Source organism: Staphylococcus caseorum (assembly GCF_049943195.1).
Classification (GTDB): Bacteria; Bacillota; Bacilli; order Staphylococcales; family Staphylococcaceae; genus Staphylococcus; species Staphylococcus equorum_A.
This window is the reverse complement of record NZ_JBNFUA010000001.1, coordinates 921,630-942,552: the sequence shown is the minus strand read 5'-3', so window position 1 is coordinate 942,552 and position 20,923 is coordinate 921,630. Positions and strand designations below refer to the sequence as shown.

Annotated in this window: 18 protein-coding genes and 1 riboswitch; of the genes, 10 read left to right on the top strand and 8 right to left on the bottom strand. The window is 32.3% G+C overall.

From position 1 onward, the window contains the following. Window positions 1-52: 52 nt before the first annotated feature. The 3 genes from ACP3TL_RS04895 (at window position 53) to ACP3TL_RS04885 (ending at window position 3,560) form a co-directional block, all read left to right on the top strand. On the top strand, window positions 53-712 hold the full coding sequence (locus ACP3TL_RS04895; protein WP_069832130.1) for a type 1 glutamine amidotransferase domain-containing protein: 660 nt from the start codon (window positions 53-55) through the stop codon (window positions 710-712). A gap of 295 nt (window positions 713-1,007) precedes the next feature. Continuing rightward, window positions 1,008-2,270: an aminoacyltransferase gene (locus ACP3TL_RS04890; protein WP_069832129.1), complete on the top strand. Its 1,263-nt coding sequence runs from the start codon at window positions 1,008-1,010 to the stop codon at window positions 2,268-2,270. Between the two features lie 30 nt (window positions 2,271-2,300). Further along, entirely contained in the window at window positions 2,301-3,560 is a 1,260-nt protein-coding gene (locus ACP3TL_RS04885) for an aminoacyltransferase (protein WP_069832128.1), read from the top strand. Between the two features lie 351 nt (window positions 3,561-3,911). On the opposite strand, the gene ACP3TL_RS04880 is transcribed toward ACP3TL_RS04885, so the two are convergent. Both ACP3TL_RS04880 and ACP3TL_RS04875 read right to left on the bottom strand, forming a co-directional pair. Next, window positions 3,912-4,433, bottom strand: coding sequence for a DUF308 domain-containing protein (locus tag ACP3TL_RS04880; RefSeq protein WP_069832127.1), 522 nt, complete (start codon window positions 4,431-4,433; stop codon window positions 3,912-3,914). Between the two features lie 952 nt (window positions 4,434-5,385). After that, window positions 5,386-5,733: a hypothetical protein gene (locus ACP3TL_RS04875; RefSeq protein ID WP_046465295.1), complete on the bottom strand. Its 348-nt coding sequence runs from the start codon at window positions 5,731-5,733 to the stop codon at window positions 5,386-5,388. Window positions 5,734-5,982: 249 nt separating this feature from the next. Between ACP3TL_RS04875 and pepF the strand changes: the two genes are divergently transcribed. Continuing rightward, on the top strand, window positions 5,983-7,791 hold the full coding sequence (gene pepF, locus ACP3TL_RS04870; protein ID WP_046465296.1) for an oligoendopeptidase F: 1,809 nt from the start codon (window positions 5,983-5,985) through the stop codon (window positions 7,789-7,791). 113 nt (window positions 7,792-7,904) lie between these two features. Here the strand turns inward: pepF and phoU are convergent, their stop codons facing one another. The 6 genes from phoU to ACP3TL_RS04840 form a co-directional block, all read right to left on the bottom strand. Continuing rightward, window positions 7,905-8,555, bottom strand: coding sequence for a phosphate signaling complex protein PhoU (phoU, locus tag ACP3TL_RS04865; RefSeq protein WP_046465297.1), 651 nt, complete (start codon window positions 8,553-8,555; stop codon window positions 7,905-7,907). 3 nt (window positions 8,556-8,558) lie between these two features. Further along, window positions 8,559-9,431, bottom strand: coding sequence for a phosphate ABC transporter ATP-binding protein PstB (gene pstB, locus ACP3TL_RS04860; RefSeq protein WP_176722972.1), 873 nt, complete (start codon window positions 9,429-9,431; stop codon window positions 8,559-8,561). Window positions 9,432-9,534: 103 nt separating this feature from the next. Continuing rightward, window positions 9,535-10,446: a phosphate ABC transporter permease PstA gene (gene pstA / locus ACP3TL_RS04855; protein WP_002507653.1), complete on the bottom strand. Its 912-nt coding sequence runs from the start codon at window positions 10,444-10,446 to the stop codon at window positions 9,535-9,537. A gap of 1 nt (window position 10,447) precedes the next feature. Continuing rightward, complete coding sequence (gene pstC / locus ACP3TL_RS04850; RefSeq protein WP_046465299.1) at window positions 10,448-11,377, bottom strand: phosphate ABC transporter permease subunit PstC; 930 nt, start codon at window positions 11,375-11,377, stop codon at window positions 10,448-10,450. 145 nt (window positions 11,378-11,522) lie between these two features. After that, on the bottom strand, window positions 11,523-12,473 hold the full coding sequence (locus tag ACP3TL_RS04845; RefSeq protein WP_046465300.1) for a PstS family phosphate ABC transporter substrate-binding protein: 951 nt from the start codon (window positions 12,471-12,473) through the stop codon (window positions 11,523-11,525). A gap of 397 nt (window positions 12,474-12,870) precedes the next feature. Further along, window positions 12,871-13,770 carry a CvfB family protein gene (locus ACP3TL_RS04840; protein WP_046465301.1) on the bottom strand — a complete coding sequence of 300 codons (900 nt, stop codon included), beginning with the start codon at window positions 13,768-13,770 and terminating at the stop codon, window positions 12,871-12,873. A 157-nt stretch (window positions 13,771-13,927) separates the two neighbouring features. On the opposite strand from ACP3TL_RS04840, the gene ACP3TL_RS04835 reads away from it, so the two are divergent. The 6 genes from ACP3TL_RS04835 (at window position 13,928) to dapB (ending at window position 20,905) form a co-directional block, all read left to right on the top strand. Then, window positions 13,928-15,529, top strand: coding sequence for an ABC-F family ATP-binding cassette domain-containing protein (locus ACP3TL_RS04835; RefSeq protein WP_069815671.1), 1,602 nt, complete (start codon window positions 13,928-13,930; stop codon window positions 15,527-15,529). A 244-nt stretch (window positions 15,530-15,773) separates the two neighbouring features. Then, the gene (locus ACP3TL_RS04830; protein ID WP_046465303.1) at window positions 15,774-16,604 is read left to right on the top strand and encodes an aldo/keto reductase; all 831 of its coding nucleotides are present in this window, start codon (window positions 15,774-15,776) and stop codon (window positions 16,602-16,604) included. A 180-nt stretch (window positions 16,605-16,784) separates the two neighbouring features. Continuing rightward, a riboswitch (Lysine riboswitch) is annotated at window positions 16,785-16,963 on the top strand. A gap of 86 nt (window positions 16,964-17,049) precedes the next feature. Beyond that, window positions 17,050-18,252, top strand: coding sequence for an aspartate kinase (locus tag ACP3TL_RS04825; RefSeq protein ID WP_046465304.1), 1,203 nt, complete (start codon window positions 17,050-17,052; stop codon window positions 18,250-18,252). A 55-nt stretch (window positions 18,253-18,307) separates the two neighbouring features. Then, on the top strand, window positions 18,308-19,297 hold the full coding sequence (locus ACP3TL_RS04820; protein ID WP_046465305.1) for an aspartate-semialdehyde dehydrogenase: 990 nt from the start codon (window positions 18,308-18,310) through the stop codon (window positions 19,295-19,297). A gap of 1 nt (window position 19,298) precedes the next feature. After that, complete coding sequence (dapA, locus tag ACP3TL_RS04815) at window positions 19,299-20,186, top strand: 4-hydroxy-tetrahydrodipicolinate synthase (protein WP_046465306.1); 888 nt, start codon at window positions 19,299-19,301, stop codon at window positions 20,184-20,186. Beyond that, window positions 20,183-20,905 carry a 4-hydroxy-tetrahydrodipicolinate reductase gene (gene dapB, locus ACP3TL_RS04810; RefSeq protein WP_046465307.1) on the top strand — a complete coding sequence of 241 codons (723 nt, stop codon included), beginning with the start codon at window positions 20,183-20,185 and terminating at the stop codon, window positions 20,903-20,905. The genes dapA and dapB overlap by 4 nt, the downstream gene beginning before the upstream one ends. Window positions 20,906-20,923: the final 18 nt, after the last annotated feature.

Here is a 20,923-nt window from a genome sequence, read left to right as displayed (position 1 = left end):
TCAATGAATTAAATATAGCTATTCTCTTATTTTTAAAAAGAGGTGACATAATTTGAGTAAAAAAGTCTTGTTTATTATAACAAGTGTTAATCAATTTGAAGATGGTACACCAACAGGATTATGGTTAGAAGAAGCAAGTGAACCCTATGATATATTAACGGAAGCAAATATTAATGTAGATATCGCTACAATAAATGGTGGGGAAGTCCCATTAGATCCCAATTCTACACAGAATGGTGAACTTAATAAATATAAAGCATTTGTTGAGCAAACGAAATCAGCGTCAAGCATAGAAGATATAGACGTGAGTCAATACGACGCTGTATATTTACCAGGCGGTCATGGCACAGTATTTGATTTTGCACATAATCAGAAGTTAGCTTCTGTACTTGCTGACTTTAAAGCAGATGATAAAATCATTGCATCTGTATGTCACGGTCCAAGTGCTTTTGTCGGTGCTAAAGATAAGAAAGGCAACTTCCTAGTGAAGGGCGTGACGTTAACTGCATTTACAGATGAAGAAGAACGTGCAATGGGCTTTGAGGAAAAAGTACCTTTCTTAACTCAGACAGAATTAGAAAATCAAGGCGTCAAATTTGTAACTCAGGACAACTTCACTGAACATGTGGAAACAGATAATCAATTTATTACTGGTCAAAACCCACAATCAAGCGTAGCAATAGGTGAAACATTACGAGACGCTTTAAATTAGAACATAGTATCATAAGGCGTGGAACAGATATAAATGTTCTACTCCCAACTATAAAGAAAACTGGAAAACTTAATAAGTTTTCCAGTTTTTATTGTTATAACAATGGCAAATGTGTTTAATTGCTTATTCTTTGTTAAAATATAAGTAATGATATAATAAGACATACATAAAGTTCATGTATAATGAATTTATATATGCTATTGATTTAGTTTTATAAATGGTTATTGTATAATAATCAAGATTGAAGTTTAAACTCAAATAAAAAAAGAATTATAAACAAATAGGAGTATACAAAATGAAATTTACGAATTTAACTGCTAAAGAGTTCGGTACATTTACAGATAATATGCCAAATAGTCATTTTACACAAATGGTAGGAAACTACGAATTGAAAATTGCAGAAAGTACAGAAACACACTTAGTTGGTATTAAAAACAATGAAAATGAAGTCATTGCAGCATGTTTACTGACTGCAGTACCAGTAATGAAGTTTTATAAATATTTTTATACAAACAGAGGACCTGTTATAGATTTTGAAAATAAAGAACTTGTTCATTACTTCTTTAATGAATTAACTAAATATGTTAAAAAACATAAAGGTTTACATTTAAGAGTTGACCCTTATTTAGCTTATCAATATCGTAATCATGATGGAGAAGTGTTAGGAAATGCTGGTCATGACTGGTTTTTCGACAAAATGAAACAATTAGGATACAAACACCAAGGATTTTTAACTGGTTTTGATCCAATTCTTCAAATTAGATATCACTCAGTATTAGATTTAGCAGGTAAAACAGCTAAAGATGTACTTAACGGCATGGATAGCCTACGTAAACGTAATACAAAAAAAGTTCAAAAGAATGGTGTTAAAGTAAGATTCTTAGAAGAAGATGAGTTACCAATCTTCCGTTCGTTTATGGAAGATACATCTGAATCAAAAGAATTTGATGATAGGGAAGATAGCTTTTATTATAATAGATTGAGATATTATAAGAATCGTATCTTGGTCCCGTTAGCTTATATGGACTTTGATGAATATATCGAAGAATTAAAAGCAGAGCGTGATGTCTTAAGTAAAGATATTAACAAGGCGATTAAAGATATAGAAAAACGACCAGAAAATAAAAAAGCGTATAATAAGCGAGATAATTTAGAACAACAGCTTATTGCAAATCAACAAAAAATTGAAGAAGCGCAATCGTTACAGGCTGAACACGGTAATGAATTACCAATTTCTGCAGCATACTTTATTATTAACCCCTATGAAGTAGTTTACTATGCAGGTGGTACTTCAAATGAATTTAGACACTTTGCTGGTAGTTATGCGATTCAGTGGAAGATGATTAATTACGCTATTGACCATAATATAGATAGATATAACTTCTACGGTATCAGTGGTAATTTCACAGAAGATGCAGAAGATGCAGGCGTAGTGAAATTTAAAAAAGGATTTAATGCCGAAGTAGTTGAATACGTTGGGGATTTTGTAAAACCTATTAATAAACCAATGTACAAAATTTATACGACATTAAAAAAAATAAAAGATATTAAGAAGTAGATATAAATTATAGAAGGGAACTAAGCTAGAATGAAATTTACAGAGTTAACCGTCAAAGAGTATGACAATTTTGTACAAAACCCGGCATTAGAGAGTCATTACTTTCAAGTAAAAGAAAATATTGCGACAAGAGAAGAAGATGGATTTCAAGTTGTACTATTAGGCTTAAAAGATGACGACAATCAGGTTATTGCTGCTAGTCTTTTCTCTAAAATTCCTACAATGGGGAGTTATGTTTATTATTCTAATCGTGGTCCAGTTATGGATTACAATGATTTAGGTTTAGTAGATTTCTATTTACGTGAATTAGATCATTATCTTCAACACCATAATTGTTTATATGTCAAAATGGACCCGTACTGGATTTATAAAATATACGATAAAGATATCAATCCATTGCCAGAACCAGATAAGAATGACGCATTAGTCAACTTATTTAAATCTCATGGGTATACCCATCACGGCTTTACGACTGAATATGATACATCTAGCCAAGTAAGATGGATGGGTGTATTGAACTTAGATGGCCAAACGCCAGCTTCTTTAAAAAAACAATTTGATAGCCAAAGAAAACGTAATATCAATAAAGCAATTAATTTTGGTATTAAAGTTAGGTTGTTAAATAGGGATGAATTCGGTCTTTTCTTAGATCTTTATCGAGAAACTGAAAAACGTGCTGGCTTCGTATCTAAAACAGATGAATATTTCTATAATTTCATTGATAATTATGGTGATAAAGCTTTAATACCTTTAGCATATATAGACTTAAATGAATATATTGAAAATACACAAGAGAGTATTAATGATAAAGAATCACGTAGAGATCAAATCATGCAGAATGAAAATAAATCAGATAAACAGTTGAAGAAAATTACAGAACTGGATAAACAAATAGAGCATGATAAAAAAGAGTTAATGCATGCAAGTGAATTAAGATTAACAGATGGTGCTATATTAAATTTAGCTGCTGGTGTATATTTTGCAAATGCATATGAAGTAAACTACTTCTCTGGTGGCTCATCAGAAAAATATAATCAATATATGGGACCTTATATGATGCACTGGTACATGTTGAACTATTGTTTTGACAATGGTTATGGTCGCTATAATTTCTATGGTTTATCAGGCGACTTCACTGAAAATAGTGAAGATTACGGCGTATATCGCTTTAAACGTGGATTTAATGTGCAAATTGAAGAATTAATCGGCGACTTTTATAAACCAATTAAGAAAACAAAATATTGGTTATTTAATACGTTGAATAATGTTAGAAAAAAAGTTAAAAAATAGCAAAAAAAGAAAGCATACTGGTATGTAAGCCCTAATCAGTATGCTTTCTTTCGTTCTGAAGTTAGTTATATTAGGATGGCAATTCCAATATAACAATGAACTAAAATGTGGAATAGTCTGAGATGTTAATTCTTGTTGTTTCCCACATTTTTTAGTATAGCATAGGATTTTAGCAATGCAATAACCTTACACTATAATAATTTTATAGTAAAATTTATTTTTATAAAATATTTAAAATAATATATGTAATAGTTATGAAAATATGAAAAGCGCACTACAAGACGTCTTGTAGTGCGCTTTCTAGCATGATTTTTCAAAAATGCGCCCTATTTATTTACAAGTTAAGGATCATTAAGATAATGCTCTAATGATATAAGTTATACCAATAATAAAGAACACCGCACTCATGAAGATAGCAACTAAAATTGCCGCCATAAGTGGATTAAACAGTAAAATAATACCGAAAATAATTGTAATAATGTTCAAAATAACCGATATAATATGGAAACCTTTATTTGATTTTTCAAGTGGCGTTACCGTAAACATATTAAATAACGCATTAATAATAAACCAAATAGCAAATAAATAAACAATAAATGTCGTACTTGTAACGATATTAAATAAAATCAATAACCCTAAAATAATGTTAATTACACCAAGTACAAGCACTATGGTTGAAGCATTTTTATCTGTTTTTTTCATTACACGACGAACGAAAATTTCTAAAAAACCGTTAATAATAAATAGTAGTCCTATGAGCCATGTAATAGCAAATAAGTTTTCTTCAGGAAAACTTAAAATAAACACGCCAATAATTAGAAAAATGACGCCGATCACTAAACTAGACCATTTGATTCGAGAACGTTCCTGCATAAATTTCACTCCTAAATGATTATCTAAATAGTATATACCCAAATGACAGAAAAGAACACGTTTTTTATAGGTGCCTATATTTATGTTATGTAACCCTATAAGTGTATGGTTTAAATAAAAGACCATTTTTTAAGGATTGCTATAAAATTGAAGGAGATATCAATCTAATAGCAAGATTAAAGAACAAAGTATTGTTTGAGCTTAAAATCACTAATTCATTAAAAATAAGACGCTGAGAAGTCGATTTCTCAGCGTTTAAATATAAGTTCATGAGTATATATCCATGTAAATACACGTAAAATTGTGAGTTTAGATCATTGTATAAAATAACCGAAAACAAGATAAACAATATCTTAGCTGCATACAGTCAAAACAAAACTTGTATAGATATTTACGTAGCTTGAAAGTTAATAAAGTACAATTATAATTAGACATTAAGTGAGATGCGTATAAGTATCTAGTAAATATTAAACGATATATATGTATGAAAAAGCTAAAATAGGATTAATAAGTAGTAAATTCTAAATACATAATATATATGATGAAAATAGCTATATAGATATGTAACTTTTAAAATTCACTTTTTAGTTTACATAATATATATTATAGGAAGTTATTGGTATTTGAAAGAAAAGGCCCTAATTGGTAACTCACTACCTGTTACGTTATACATGCTTGTTAACGCAATCATTCTTTCTAGTGCTTCGATGTAATTTCTTCTTGTTCATGATCCATCTATTACGTTATATGTTTATAACTTTAATTAACTTGTTACTATTGTACTTTACTGATGCTATCAAATTATCGACTTTACTATATTGGCTTAAACCTCATATATGGTATATGCTGTGGTTTGAATTTTTATATAACGTTTTATTAAATCAACAGCTTGAATTTAAAGATATAATTAAAAAAATGAACTGTAACTTAGATTATAGCTACAGTTCATTTTTTATTTTTGTTTATAATCTTCTAATTCATCTTTTGGGATGCCACCACGTTTACGTATTTCTTTTCTAGCTTTCTTTTCGCGGCGTTTACGTCTCCAGTTACGTGTCATGTACCATATTACAAAGCTTAGGATGAAACTTAATATAGTCATAAACGCAGCAAAACCTAATAAAGGTTCATATCTAATATCTTGAAAATTTGGTATTAAAAATGCTGATATTGCTAATACTACTAATGTTAAGATTGGTGCAGTAAACCATTTATTTAAGACAAGATTGCAAAATACTGTTACTAATATGACAGCTACTACAGTAATCCATAAAAAATTAGGCATATCAAAAATAGTCATTAATTCCTCTCCCTTTTATTTAATATTTATACTTTACTTACATTATATATATCATACTATATTTTCTATATAAATACATTCAGTCTTGAGCAGTATAATTTTATATTAAATTAATAAAAAATACGTGTCAATCCAATTCGGTTTACTGTTCCCCATTTTTAACATAGATAAACTTTCGATTATCATTTATCCGGGTCATTCATGTATAATTAACTGTGAATACAATATAAATGTAGAGGAGTAGATTATATGGCTGAAACACTACCATTTAGAAATAATGTTCCAATTGAAGAAACATGGGACGTAACTGACTTATTTAGTTCTGACGATGCATTTTATAACACATTGAATGAGACTTTAGAACAAGCTAAGGCGTTTAATCAACAATATACAGGTCACTTAAATGAAGTAGATATTGTTGAAGATGCACTGGATGCATATTCTGAACTATTAATTCAATTAGATCGAATGGCAAATTACGCTGAGTTAAGATTGAGCGTTGATACGGCTAATGAACATGCACAGACATTAAGCGCAAAATTGTCTACATCTTATGGAAAAATCGCTAGTGAACTTTCATTTGTAGTTTCAGAAATATTAGAACTTTCTGATCAAACACTTGAACAACTTGTTAAAACATCGAAGTATCCACACTTTTTAACAAAATTAAAAGCGAATAAGGCGCATCAATTATCTCCAGAAGTTGAAAAAGTATTAGCAAGTTTGTCCCCTACTTTTGAGAGCGCTTTTGAACTTTATGGAACTACAAAAATGTTGGATATTGATTTTGAATCATTTGAATATGATCATCAAACATATCCTTTAGATTATGCTACTTTTGAGAATGAATATGAAGATAATCCAAATGAAGCGTTTAGAAGAATAAGTTTCAAACATTTTAGTAATGCATTAAGTAAGTATCAGCACACGACAGCTGCGACATATAATATGCAAGTACAACAAGAGAAAATCGAAGCAGATTTAAGAGGATATGATTCTGTTATTGATTATTTACTACAAGAGCAAGAAGTGACGCGAGACATGTTTAACAGACAAATTGATGTAATTATGAGTGATTTAGCACCCATTATGCAAAAATATGCGAAATTAGTTAAACGTGTTCATGGCTTAGATGTGATGCATTTTGAAGATTTAAAAGTTTCTATTGATCCAAATTACGAGCCCGAAATTTCAATAGAAGATTCTAAACAATATATTTATGGTGCTTTAAATGTACTTGGTGAAGATTATTTGAAAATGGTTGAAGCTGCTTATAAAGATAGATGGATAGATTTTGCACAAAACAAAGGTAAAGAAACAGGTGCCTATTGTGCGAGTCCATATGCTTCACATTCATATGTCTTTATATCATGGACTGGCAAAATGACTGAAACCTTCGTGTTAGCGCATGAATTAGGTCATGCGGGTCACTTTACTTTAGCACAGGAACATCAAAATTATTTAGAATCAGAAGCTTCGATGTATTTTGTAGAAGCACCTTCTACTATGAATGAAATGCTTATGGCGAACTACTTATTTGAAAATAGTAATGATGCTAAATTTAAACGTTGGGTAACAGGTTCTATTATTTCAAGAACGTATTATCATAATATGGTTACGCATTTACTTGAAGCTGCTTTTCAACGTGAAGTTTATAATAAAGTCGATCAAGGCGAATCATTAACTGCCCCAATACTTAATGACATTATGCTTGATGTCTATAGTCAATTCTTTGGAGACAGTGTGAAACTGACAGAAGGCGCAGAGTTAACTTGGATGAGACAACCACACTATTATATGGGATTATATTCATACACGTATTCAGCGGGCTTAACAATTGGTACAGTGATGTCTCAACGTATTCAAAATGAAGGACAACCAGCTGTTGATGCTTGGCTAGATACATTGAAAGCAGGAGGTAGTAAATCACCAGTAGATTTAGCCCAAATTGCAGGTATAGATATCCGTACGGAACAACCATTAAAATCAACAATTGGCTATATTGGCAAACTTGTTGATGAACTAGAAACATTAACTGATGAAATTGAAAAGAAATAACGTTTTATAAAATTAAAAAAGCACAATGGCAATTTTGAAGATCATCCACTTTCATTTATCTGAAAGCGAGTCATCTTTATAAAGCCATTGTGCTTTTATTATGTGTAACATTTTTATTTATTATAGGATTCATAACGTTCGCCTGTAATAAAGAAATAAATATTCTCTGCTATATTGCAGATATGATCTCCAATACGTTCCAAATGTCTTGCAGCTAAATGTGCTTGCCCTGCAACGAAAGGATCATTATCTATTAAATACGTTGTGTTTACAATGTTTTTATAGATATCATCAATATCTTTATCACGATCAATGATTTCTTTTATTAAGGTAATATCATTATCTTTTACTGCATCATCTAAGTCTTTTAACATTAAGAGCGCAAGTTTTCCCATGGTGTTGAGTCTCGTCAGTACATATTCATCAATAATTTTTGCACGTAATCTAATTTTCGCTATGCTTGCTGCATTATCGCCTATACGTTCAAAATCAGTGGCGATTTTTAAAGCGGCCATCATTAAACGTAAATCTGTAGCAATCGGCTGTTGCTTAGTGATAAGCATGATTACTTTTTCATTAATTTCAGTTTCTTGCTCATTGATTTCTTTATCCTTAGCTATTGTTTGTCTGGCATAATTACGATCTTCTTCACTTAACGACGTTAGTCCAAATTCTATATTACGATATACATAAAGACCAAGTCGACGTAGATCTTTAATAAGTCCGTCTAGTTGGCCTTCGTATTTATGTCTAATTGTCGCCATAGATTAACCGAAGCGACCTGAGATATAATCTTCAGTTTGCTTATCTGCAGGATTAGAGAAGATCTTATCAGTGTCGTCGTATTCATTAACATAGCCGTTAAGGAAGAAAGCAGTTTTATCAGAAACACGAGCAGCTTGTTGCATATTATGCGTAACAATGATGATTGAATATTGTTCTTTAAGTTCTTGAACAAGTTCTTCTATTTTTAATGTTGATATTGGATCTAAAGCTGACGTTGGCTCATCCATTAATATAACATCTGGTTCGATAGCTAATGTACGCGCAATACAAACACGTTGTTGTTGTCCACCTGATAAACTATAAGCGTTTTTGTCTAAGTCATCTTTTAATTCATCCCAAATTGCAGCGCCACGTAAAGATTTTTCAACAATTTCATCTAAGACTTTTTTGTTTTTAATACCATGGATTTTAGGACCATAAGTAATATTATCATAAATTGATTTAGGAAATGGATTTGGTTGTTGGAATACCATCCCTACATTTGTTCTCAATTTTTCAACTGAATATTTATTATCGAAAATATTTTTATCACGGTACATGATTTTACCAGCAGTTTTAACAGATGGTACAAGTTCGACCATACGATTTAATGCTTTAATGTATGTTGATTTACCACAACCTGATGGTCCAATAATCGCAGTTACATTATTTTCTAAGATATCTAAGTTAATGTTTTTTAATGCATGATTTTCGCCATACCATAAATCAAGATTTTTAGTTGAATAGACAATTTTCTTTTGGCTATCTGGGATTTTATTGTCTGAATGGTTTGGTTCAATAGTAGCTATTGGTGAGTCATTACGGTCGGTATGTGATTTTATTGTATCGTTATTATCTATAATTTGTTTATTCATAATTAAAACTCCTTTTTATAGGCTAGATGCTAAGGTTTTACTGAAAACCTAGCACATTCCCATTTACTAGCCTTTTTTAAATAATATTTATCGTGTCTTAAATTTAGTATTTTTTACTATATTTATTTCTTAAGAATATCGCTATTGCATTCATTAATAGTAATATAACGAGTAATACGATAATTCCTGCCGATGCAACGTTTTGGAATTCTTCCTGTGGTAATTTTGTCCAGCTATAAATTGACATTGGTAACGCTTGGAATTGATCGAATATTGTTGATGGTAGCTGTAATAAAATCGTTGGTATACCAATTAAAATTAATGGTGCTGTCTCACCTAATGCACGAGATAGTGCTAAGATGAAACCTGTCAAAATACCAGGAATCGCCGCTGGTAACACAACACGGCGTATTGTTTGCCATTTGTTAGCACCTAGTCCGTATGAAGCTTCCTTAACAGAACTAGGTACAGATCTGATTGCTTCTTGGCTAGCTACAATGATTACCGGTAAGATAAGTAATGACATTGTTAATGCAGCCGCTAAAACGGAGTTGCCGAGTGCAATTGAATCGATACCCATACCTCTTACGAAAATTGTAAGACCGAGTAAACCGAATACGACTGAAGGTACACCAGCTAAGTTTGAGATACTCACTTTAATAAAGTTTGTAAGTGCATTTTCTTTAGCATATTCTTCTAAATAAATTGCAGTACCAACGCCTAAAGTAATTGTTATCGGGATAATAGTAACCATTAACCATATTGTACCGATAAAGGCACCTTTAATCCCTGCCATAGAAGGCGTTGATGATGAGAAATTAGTGAAAAATGATGGAGTTAAGTGTCCAGCACCTTTTATAAGTGTATCAATGAGTAATGCGGCTAATACGAGCAGACCAACCATAGTACAGGCAAAGAAAGCCCATTTATTAACTTTATTTGTCGTTAACCTTCCAGAGAGTTTCTTTTCAACTGTTTGTTGATCTACGAGCACGTTTTTGTTTGTTTCAGTCATATTAATACTCCTCTCTGAAACGTTTCGTAATCCATTGAGAAATCAAGTTCATTACTAACGTGAATAAGAATAACGTGAATCCTACTGCATAAATACTGTAGTAAGTATCAGTACCAAATGTTGCATCACCTGTTGCTACTTGAACGATATAACCTGTCATTGTTTGGATAGACCCTGTTATATCAAGTGATGCACTCGGTGTACTACCTGCAGCAAGAGATACAATCATAGTTTCGCCAATTGCACGTGAAATTGCTAATACAATTGAGGCCATAATACCTGAAGTTGCAGCTGGTAAAATAACTTTAGTTGCTACTTCAAATTTTGTAGCGCCTAAACCTAGTGCACCTTCACGCATTTTGTTTGGTACAGATGACATTGCATCTTCACTCATACTTGATATTAATGGAATAATCATTACACCAACTACAAGACCTGGACTAATAGAGTTGAAACTACCTATGTCTGGAAAGATTCCACGTATTAACGGTGTAACAAATGTTAGAGCAAAGAAACCGAATACGATTGTTGGAATACCAGATAATATTTCTAATATTGGTTTGATAATACTTTTAGCACGTGGCGAAGCATATTCACTTAAGTAAAGTGCTGCACCCAGACCTAATGGCACTGCTACGATTGTAGCTATTACAGTTATTTTCAATGTACCTAATATTAATGGCCAAATTCCAAATTTAGGATCAGATGAGAATGGTGTCCATTCCATCGAAAAGAGAAATTCTGTAATAGGAATACGTGTGAAAAACGTAATTGTTTCAGTTAATAATGTGACTACAATACCGATTGTCGCTAATATAGAAAAAATTGCTATTGTACCTAAAATAATAGGAACAATTTTATCGCTTGCACCATTTTTATTGGCGTTGTTTTTTTCAATCATTTCGCTTACGGAGCGGTTTTTATTCGCCATGTTAATATCCTTCCTTCATATAGACTCCGAAATTGTTAAAAAAAGGTTGGGATATTTAGAAATAGAGAAACAAAGTAGACGTTATTCCCATCGCCACTTTGTTTTCTAATACAGAATCCCGACCTTTAAGATTTACAGCTATGTGTTATTTGTCTTCTTCTTTGTCTTTGCTTTCTTTACCAGTAATCTCTTTTAATTCATCTAGTTGTTTTGTGTAATCTTTTTCTGGTAGAGCCACAAATCCTGCTTCTTCAGCTGATTTACCTTTGTCTTCAAAGATAAATTTCATGAAATCTTGGAATCCTTCATTTTCTTTTAGTTTTTTCTCGTTTGTATAAATGAACAATGGTCTACTTAAAGCATATGAACCATCTTGAATTGATTCTTTAGTTGGTTTAGTAACTTTACCGCTATCATCTTTGATTTCAACGGCTTTTAATTTATCTTTATTTTCTTCAAAGAAATTATAACCGAAGTAACCAATACCTTGTTCATTTTTTTGAACTGATTGAACGATTACGTTTGTATCAGCGTTTTTCTCTGCTTTGATATCTCCGTCATCCATAACTTCTTCAGTGAAGAAATCATACGTACCATGTGATTGGTCTGGAGAAAATGATTTGATTTCTTTATCTGGCCATTCAGGATTAACATCTTTCCATGATTTTGCTTCGCCAGAATAAATATCTTTCAATTGATCTTTAGTTAATTCGTTTACAAAATCGTTTTCTTTATTAACTGCAATTGTTACGCCATCTTTTGCAACTTCAAATTCATTATATTTAATACCTTTATCTTCTAATTTTTTCTTCTCTTCATCTTTTATTGGTCTAGATGCGTTTGAAAAATCAGTATTCCCTGAAATGAATTTTTCGAATCCGCCACCAGTACCAGATGTACCAGATGAAACTGTAACATCGGAATTTTCTTTAGCAAATTTTTCGTTTAATTTTTCAATGATTGGACCTACTGTTGATGAACCGTCGCCTTTAACTTCGCCTTCGCCGCCACCAGAACCAGCATTTCCGCCACCACAAGCGCCTAATAAAAGTGAAGAGCCAATTACTGTAGTTCCAAATACTTGCCATTTTTTCATTGAAACATCCTCCTAATAAATAAATAACCCTTAAAAGTTATATGTATTTCTTACAGTTCCTATATTACACACAATTTATTAAATACAAATATAGATACTGTAAATGTTTTGTTAATTTGAGATGGCTTCTATTTACAAAGTTTATAAATGCTATGAATTAATAAAGTAATGACTTGTAAATGTTGGTAATACAACGTTTTAGTCAAATCATATATTACAAATAACTATGAAATTGTAATATAAAAAAATAAAAAATCCTGAAACTGCTATTTTTATATAGCAGTTTCAGGATTGATTTGTTGAGAACATTATTTTGAAGTCCAATTCATTCTAAAAATTGTGGACATTATTATTATGAAACAAGTTAGATGAAAATATCACTTTATAATAGAAGGAATTACTTTTCTATTCTTTCCCAACCTTTTTTAGTTAAAGCAATTTTACCAGAATCTATTGTGATAATTTTGTTCTTATATAAGTGTCCAATTGCTCTTTTGAATGAACCTTTACTCATATTGAAAATTTCTTTAATAGCTTCTGGACTCGATTTGTCTGAGAAAGGAAGTTCCCCATCATACTCTACGAGCAAGTCAAAGATGTTTTGACCATCATCATCAAGTCTTTCGTGTGCAAGTGGTAAAAATGAACCATTCAATTCACCTTTATCGTTTTGACCAATGATACGCACTTTTACATTTTCACCGAGACGTGGTTCCTCTTTACGTTCTGTTTCGTGAACAAAAATTTTATAACCCTCTTTTGATAGTAAGAAGCTGCCAATTCGTAATAAACGATATGGTCTTGCTTCGATGATTTTATTTTTCAATTCATTGTCGAAAACAGATTTATATGTTTGTTCTACTATTGTTTCTGTTGCTAAACGTGCGAACATATTGTTATCTCTATCAATACGTAACGTAACGAATAACTCATCACCTTGTACTGGCCATACTGATTTAACTTTTGGTAAATCTTCCCAAGGTATTAAAACTTCTCTTGGTAAACCTACGTCGACATGCGCACCATCACGATCTACTTTTAATACTTTTACAAAATCGTATTTATCAGTTGTTACGTCAGGCATATTTTGCGTAGCAAATAATGCACCTGATCTATTTGGGTAAATAAAGAAACTATATTCTTCCCCTATATTTAATTCGTCTTCATCTTTAATTTCGGATTGATTGAGTTTAACTTCTTCTCCGTTTGGTCCTTTTAACTTATATGTTGAGCCTTCTAATCCAACAACTTTAAGAAATTCTATAGAACCTACAATATCTTTTTCATCTTGGGCCATACTTTTCTCCTTCGTACATACAGATTTATTCTTATTTATTATAACATGCTATGAAGAAACTAGCATCACTACATCGAGAATGGTCGAAACAAGTTGATAAGTGTGTTATAATTTGTCCGGTAGATTAACGAAAAGGATAACGAAAAGGAGTAAATGCATGTTACAAGTTACTGATGTAAGTTTACGATTTGGTGATCGTAAACTATTTGAAGATGTAAATATTAAATTTACAGATGGCAATTGTTATGGATTAATAGGAGCTAATGGCGCAGGTAAATCAACGTTCTTAAAGATTTTATCAGGTGAATTAGATGCTCAAACTGGTCATGTTTCTATGGGTAAAGACGAACGTTTAGCAGTATTAAAACAGGATCACTTTGCATTTGAAGATGAACGTGTGATTGATGTTGTTGTTAAAGGACACGAACGTTTATATGAAGTAATGAAAGAAAAAGATGAAATCTATATGAAACCAGACTTCAGCGATGAAGATGGTATTAGAGCTGCAGAACTAGAAGGCGAATTTGCTGAAATGGACGGCTGGAATGCTGAAGCAGATGCGGGTACCCTACTTTCTGGTCTAGGTATCAAAGCAGACCTACAAGATAAAACAATGTCTGAATTAGAAAACAATCAAAAAGTTAAAGTGTTATTAGCACAAAGTCTTTTTGGTAAACCTGACGTATTATTACTAGATGAGCCTACCAATGGTTTAGATATCCCTGCAATAAGCTGGCTAGAAGATTTCTTAATTAATTTTGAAAATACAGTTATTGTTGTGTCTCATGATAGACACTTTTTAAATAATGTTTGTACGCATATTGCTGACTTAGATTATGGGAAAATTAAATTGTTTGTTGGTAACTATGATTTCTGGTACCAATCAAGTCAACTTGCTATGAAAATGGCTCAAGATCAAAACAAGAAAAAAGAAGAGAAAGTTAAAGAATTACAAGATTTCGTGGCACGTTTCTCTGCAAACGCCTCTAAATCAAAACAAGCAACAAGTCGTAAGAAGCAATTAGAAAAAATCGAAATTGATGATATTCAACCTTCTTCTCGTCGTTATCCTTTTGTGAAATTCACACCTGAACGTGAAATTGGTAATGATTTATTACATGTCGACAATGTTTCTAAAACAATCGACGGCGTGAAAATATTAGATAATATTTCATTCTCTATGGATCCTAACGATAAAGCTGTATTAGTTGGTGATAGTGAATTTGCTAAATCAACATTACTTAAAATCTTAGCTGGTGAAATGGAACCAGATGAAGGTACAGTAAGATGGGGCGTAACAACTTCTCAAAGTTTCTTACCTAAAGATAACTCATTCTACTTCGAAGGTGTAGATACAAACTTAGTTGACTGGTTACGTCAATACGCACCTGAGGACGAACAAACTGAGACATTTTTACGTGGCTTCTTAGGACGTATGCTATTTAGCGGTGAAGAAGTTAAGAAAAAAGCGAGTGTCTTATCTGGTGGAGAGAAAGTACGTTGTATGCTAAGTAAAATGATGTTATCAAGTTCTAACGTGTTACTACTGGATGAACCTACGAACCATTTAGACTTAGAAAGTATTACTGCAGTCAATGATGGCTTGAAATCATTCAAAGGTTCTATTATCTTTACATCTTATGACTTTGAATTCATCAATACGATTGCAAACCGTGTTATTGATTTAAACCCAACTGGTGGTCTTTCTAAAGAAACGACTTATAGAGCTTATTTAGAAGAAACTGGTGTCTTAAAATAATAACCATGTGTTATTGATTTAAATATAACGCAATAAATAAGAAGCGTATTCCATTTAATATGTAGTGTACTCCTCTTAAAATGTAGACACCTCTAATGCTTTTATAGCATTAGAGGTGTCTTTTTAATTTGCTTTATCATCTGATTTAGAGTGAAGCGCCCCACTGTTTGGGCTAATTACTTTCAAAATAAATTTTTGAATTATATAATCATAATTAATTCAAATGAACGGAGGAGTTATTTTAATGGAAAATTTAAATATGATTGATGGACAACTTTTACCACAAATCGGCTTCGGTACATATAAATTAAATGGTGCGCAAGGTGTACATGCAATCGTTAATGCGTTAAATCAAGGGTACAGAATATTAGATACAGCTTATAACTATGAAAATGAAGGTACAGTGGGTAAAGCAATTGAAAGAAGTCATGTTTCAAGAGATCAAATCATTGTAACTTCGAAATTACCAGGTCGTTATCAAGACTATGATGCAGCATTAACAGCTATACAAGAATCTATTTATCGATTAAATGTTGAGTATATTGATCTATATTTAATTCATTGGCCAAACCCAAGACATAATAAATATGTTGAAGCTTGGCAAGCGATGATTGATGCTCAAAAAGCGGGACTTATTAAATCTATTGGTGTTTGTAATTTCTTACCAGAACATATAGAAAAATTAGAAAAAGAAACTGGTGTCTTACCTACTGTGAATCAGATTGAATTACATCCGTACTTTAATCAACAAGATATGGTTGAATATAATAATACAAAAGGAATTATAACAGAAGCATGGAGTCCATTGGGTCGTGCATCTGAAGTAATAAAAGATAAAGATATCGCTGTAATTGCCGAAAAATATAATAAAACAATACCTCAAATTATATTAAGATGGCACGTTCAATTAGGTGTAGTGCCAATTCCAAAATCTACATCTATCACGAGACAAATTCAGAATCTAAATGTTTTTGATTTTAACTTAGAAGTTGAAGACGTAGAAAAAATAAACAACTTATCTCAAAAAGATGGTAGATTAAAAGGTCAAGACCCTGCAACATATGAAGAGTTTTAAAAATTGGAATATAGAAAAGTGATTGTTATTAAACAGATTTAATTATATTTACACTTATAACGTAAAATGTATAAATATAATGTTGTATTTTTCAGTAAATTTAAAAAACTTGATAAAAGCGGTTTACAGTACATATAAGCATATGTATAATATGAATCATAAACAAACAAAAATTAAATATGGTTTTGATGAGGCGCATCAATCATTAGTAAATATTAGAAGAACCTGCCTGCTAGCAGCTAATTTTGAAAGGGTGAGATGCCGAAATAGTTATAATAGCAGCTTATAACACGTTGGACTTTATGGTTAAGAGCTAAGAGTCTGTCATTATTGTAAGATAATGGAGTGCATCACTTGTATATAAATTATAGAACAAGTTCGCATCCCGAACTTGTTCTTTTTTTAATACTGTGATTCTCCCCTATTGATTGAGGAGGATATAGAATTGAACAGAAGTGTTTTGAAATTTGGAGGTTCTTCAGTAAGTGATTTTACAAAAATAAAAAATATAGCGGAAATGTTGAAAATGAGAGTTGATCAAGGTGAACAACTTATTGTTGTTGTTAGCGCCATGGGCAAGACCACAGATGAGCTTATGGCTAATGTCTCTGCATTGACTACAAGCCCTAAAGATCAAGAACTTGCACTATTATTAACAACCGGTGAACAACAGACAGTTTCTTACTTATCTATGGTTTTAAATGATATCGGGGTCAACGCCAAAGCGATGACCGGATATCAAGCGGGTATTAAGACAATTGGACATCATTTAAAAAGTCGAATAGCAGAAATTAACCCTGATACATTCGAAATCGCATTTACAGAAAATGATGTTTTAGTTGTTGCTGGTTTTCAAGGCATTAATGAATCACTTGAAGTAACGACATTAGGTCGAGGTGGTTCAGATACTACTGCTGTTGCCTTAGCTGCAAGTAATGACACGGCATGTGAGATTTACACCGATGTCGATGGTGTCTATGCTACAGATCCAAGATTATATAAAGATGCAAAACGGCTTGAATACGTTTCTTATGAAGAAATGATGGAAATGAGTGCATTAGGTGCAGGCGTATTAGAAACAAGAAGCGTCGAATTAGCAAACAACTATCATATCCCGCTTTATTTAGGAAGAACTTTATCAAATGTGAAAGGAACATGGATTATGTCACAAGCAGAATTATTAGAAAAAAAAGCAGTCACAGGTGTGGCGTTAGATACACATATGATGCACGTTACAATTAGTTATCCCCTACCAGATAATAGATTACTTACTGAGCTCTTTACTCAATTGGAAGAAGGTTCAGTTAATATTGATATGATTTCTCAGATTATTAACTTGGAAGGATTACAAATGTCCTTTACTATTAAAGATACAGATGCTTTTCAGATTTCAACTATATTAGAAACTTTAAAAGAACAGTTTAATGCATTAGACTTCAAAATTAATGAAGCATACGTTAAAATCTCTTTAATTGGCTCTGGTATGCGTGATATTTCTGGTGTAGCATCAAAAGCATTCATTACTTTAATTGAAAACGATATTTCATTTTATCAAACTACAACATCAGAAATAAGTATTTCATGTGTGATAGATGCTGAGAATGGCGAACGAGCTGTTCGAACCCTTTATCAAGCTTTTGATATCTGAATTTTCGGAATATAATTAAGATTTATTAAAATAATAAAAATGGAGTGTATGGTATATGACAAAATTAGCATTGGCAGGCGCAACAGGTTTAGTAGGAAGAAAAATGTTAGAAACAATAGATCGCAAAGGTGTGGCCTTTGATGAGTTAGTGTTGTTCTCTTCAGCTCGCTCAGCAGGTGAAAACATTGAATTTCAAGGTAAAAACTACACAGTTAGAGAATTAACAGAAGCAGCAGCTAAGGAATCATTTGATTATGTATTAATGAGTGCTGGTGGAAGTACAAGTGAACACTTCTCCCCTATTTTTGAACAAGCGGGTGCAATTGTCATTGATAATTCAAGTCAATGGAGAATGACTGAAGGTGTAGACTTAATCGTTCCAGAAGTTAATGAACCTGTATTAGATAGAAAAATTATTGCAAATCCAAATTGCTCAACAATACAATCAGTTGTACCACTTAAACCATTACAAGAAGAATTTGGTTTGAAACGTGTTGCATATACGACATACCAAGCAGTTTCGGGTTCTGGGGTAAAAGGGAAACAAGATTTAGCAGAGGGAGCAAATGGTAAGGCCCCTGAAGCATACCCTCACCCTATTTATAATAATGTATTACCTCATATTGATACTTTCCTTGAAGATGGGTATACAAAAGAAGAACAAAAAATGATAGACGAAACACGTAAAATCTTAAAAGATGATGAATTGAAAGTTACAGCTACTTGTGTACGTGTGCCAGTTCAAGACAGTCATAGTGTACACATGAGTGTAACGTTAGAAAAAGAAGCTACAGTGAGTGCAATTCAAGAATTATTTGAAAATGATGACCGTGTGGTACTTGAAGATGATCCACAAAATAATGTATATCCATTAGCTATTAATTCTACAGACAGAGATGAAATATTTGTAGGACGTATTCGCCGTGATGAAACATTAGATAATACATTCCATGTATGGTGTACTTCTGACAACTTATTGAAAGGTGCGGCATTGAATGCAGTGCAAATACTTGAACAAGTTATGAGCTTGAAAGGAGTAAAATAATATGGGACATATTTTTGAAGGCGTAGGTGTCGCTCTAACAACACCTTTTACACACAATGAAGTAGATTATGATGCACTTAGAAGACATTTGAAATACTTAATTGAAAATGATGTGAAATCGATTGTTGTAAATGGTACTACAGCTGAGAATCCGGCATTAACTGATGACGAAAAAGATCAAATATTAGAAGTAGTCGTAAATTATGTAAATGGACGCATTCCTGTAATTGCTGGCACAGGTACGAATAACACCCAAAAATCAATTCAAGCTTCAGTTCGTGCTAAAGAAATTGGTGCAGATGCAATTATGCTAATCACGCCCTACTATAATAAGACGAATCAACGTGGTTTAATTGCTCATTTTACGAAAATAGCAGATGCGATTAAATTACCAGTCATATTATATAATGTGCCTTCTCGTACAAATATGACTATAGAACCAGATACTGTTGAAACTTTAAGTAAGAATGAATATATTATTGCATTAAAAGATGCGACCAACGATTTTGATTATTTAGAAGAAGTAAAAGCACGTATCAACTTAAATGACTTTACACTTTATAGTGGTAATGACGACAATGTAGTTGAGTATTTTAATAAAGGTGGACATGGTGTTATCTCAGTAGTAGCTAACGTGATTCCTAAATCTTTTCAAGCGTTATATGATGCTAAACAAAATGGAGAAGATATTGAAAAACAATTCCAACCGATTCAAAAATTGTTAGATGCATTAGCAGTTGATGTTAATCCTATTCCAGTGAAGGCACTCACAGCGGTAGAAGGCTTCGGAAATTACGAGGTGCGTTTACCACTTGTAACTTTAGAAGATGAAGACCGTCGAACATTAGAAAAAGCGTATGAACAATTTAAAGTAGGTGACAAAGTATGAAGATAGTATTAATAGGCTATGGTGCAATGAACCAACGTGTCGCAAGATTAGCTGAAGCAAAAGGACATGAAATAATTGGTGTTATTGTACGAGATGCTACCAAGGATTACCCGTACCCTACTTTTGAACGTATAGCAGATGCTAAAGAAGCAGATGTTGCAATTGATTTCTCCAACCCAGAACTGTTATTACCATTATTGGATGAAGACTTTAATTTACCATTAGTAATAGCAACGACTGGTGAAAAAGAAGAAATAATCAATAAACTTAAAGCATTAAGTGATCAAATGCCAGTCTTTTTCAGTGCGAATATGAGTTATGGTGTACATGCTTTAACAAAAATTTTAGAAGCAGCAGTGCCTCTATTACAAGATTTCGACATTGAACTTACGGAAGCACATCATAATAAAAAAGTGGATGCGCCAAGTGGTACATTAGTAAAATTATATGATGTGATTGATGACTTGCGAGAAAAATCTACACCGGTATATGACAGACATGAGCATACTGAAAAACGCACACAAGATGAAATTGGTATCCATTCCATTCGTGGCGGCACGATTGTAGGAGAACATGACGTGCTATTTGCTGGTACTGATGAGACAATAGAGATTACGCATCGAGCACAGTCAAAAGATATTTTTGCAAATGGTGCAATCGGTGCAGCAGAAAAATTAATCAACAAGGCAAATGATTATTATACATTTGATAACCTATAAAAACTAAGGAGCGTATTA

What these genes read in the sequence shown, in the direction of transcription:
- pepF (WP_046465296.1), top strand. Translation starts at nt 5,983, where the DNA reads ATGGCTGAAACACTACCATTTAGAAATAATGTTCCAATTGAAGAAACA.
- ACP3TL_RS04820 (WP_046465305.1), top strand. Translation starts at nt 18,308, where the DNA reads ATGACAAAATTAGCATTGGCAGGCGCAACAGGTTTAGTAGGAAGAAAA.
- ACP3TL_RS04875 (WP_046465295.1), bottom strand. Translation starts at nt 5,733, where the DNA reads ATGACTATTTTTGATATGCCTAATTTTTTATGGATTACTGTAGTAGCT.
- ACP3TL_RS04880 (WP_069832127.1), bottom strand. Translation starts at nt 4,433, where the DNA reads ATGCAGGAACGTTCTCGAATCAAATGGTCTAGTTTAGTGATCGGCGTC.
- dapA (WP_046465306.1), top strand. Translation starts at nt 19,299, where the DNA reads ATGGGACATATTTTTGAAGGCGTAGGTGTCGCTCTAACAACACCTTTT.
- ACP3TL_RS04890 (WP_069832129.1), top strand. Translation starts at nt 1,008, where the DNA reads ATGAAATTTACGAATTTAACTGCTAAAGAGTTCGGTACATTTACAGAT.
- ACP3TL_RS04840 (WP_046465301.1), bottom strand. Translation starts at nt 13,770, where the DNA reads ATGGCCCAAGATGAAAAAGATATTGTAGGTTCTATAGAATTTCTTAAA.
- ACP3TL_RS04835 (WP_069815671.1), top strand. Translation starts at nt 13,928, where the DNA reads ATGTTACAAGTTACTGATGTAAGTTTACGATTTGGTGATCGTAAACTA.
- ACP3TL_RS04830 (WP_046465303.1), top strand. Translation starts at nt 15,774, where the DNA reads ATGGAAAATTTAAATATGATTGATGGACAACTTTTACCACAAATCGGC.
- pstC (WP_046465299.1), bottom strand. Translation starts at nt 11,377, where the DNA reads ATGGCGAATAAAAACCGCTCCGTAAGCGAAATGATTGAAAAAAACAAC.
- pstA (WP_002507653.1), bottom strand. Translation starts at nt 10,446, where the DNA reads ATGACTGAAACAAACAAAAACGTGCTCGTAGATCAACAAACAGTTGAA.
- ACP3TL_RS04885 (WP_069832128.1), top strand. Translation starts at nt 2,301, where the DNA reads ATGAAATTTACAGAGTTAACCGTCAAAGAGTATGACAATTTTGTACAA.
- phoU (WP_046465297.1), bottom strand. Translation starts at nt 8,555, where the DNA reads ATGGCGACAATTAGACATAAATACGAAGGCCAACTAGACGGACTTATT.
- pstB (WP_176722972.1), bottom strand. Translation starts at nt 9,431, where the DNA reads ATGAATAAACAAATTATAGATAATAACGATACAATAAAATCACATACC.
- ACP3TL_RS04845 (WP_046465300.1), bottom strand. Translation starts at nt 12,473, where the DNA reads ATGAAAAAATGGCAAGTATTTGGAACTACAGTAATTGGCTCTTCACTT.
- dapB (WP_046465307.1), top strand. Translation starts at nt 20,183, where the DNA reads ATGAAGATAGTATTAATAGGCTATGGTGCAATGAACCAACGTGTCGCA.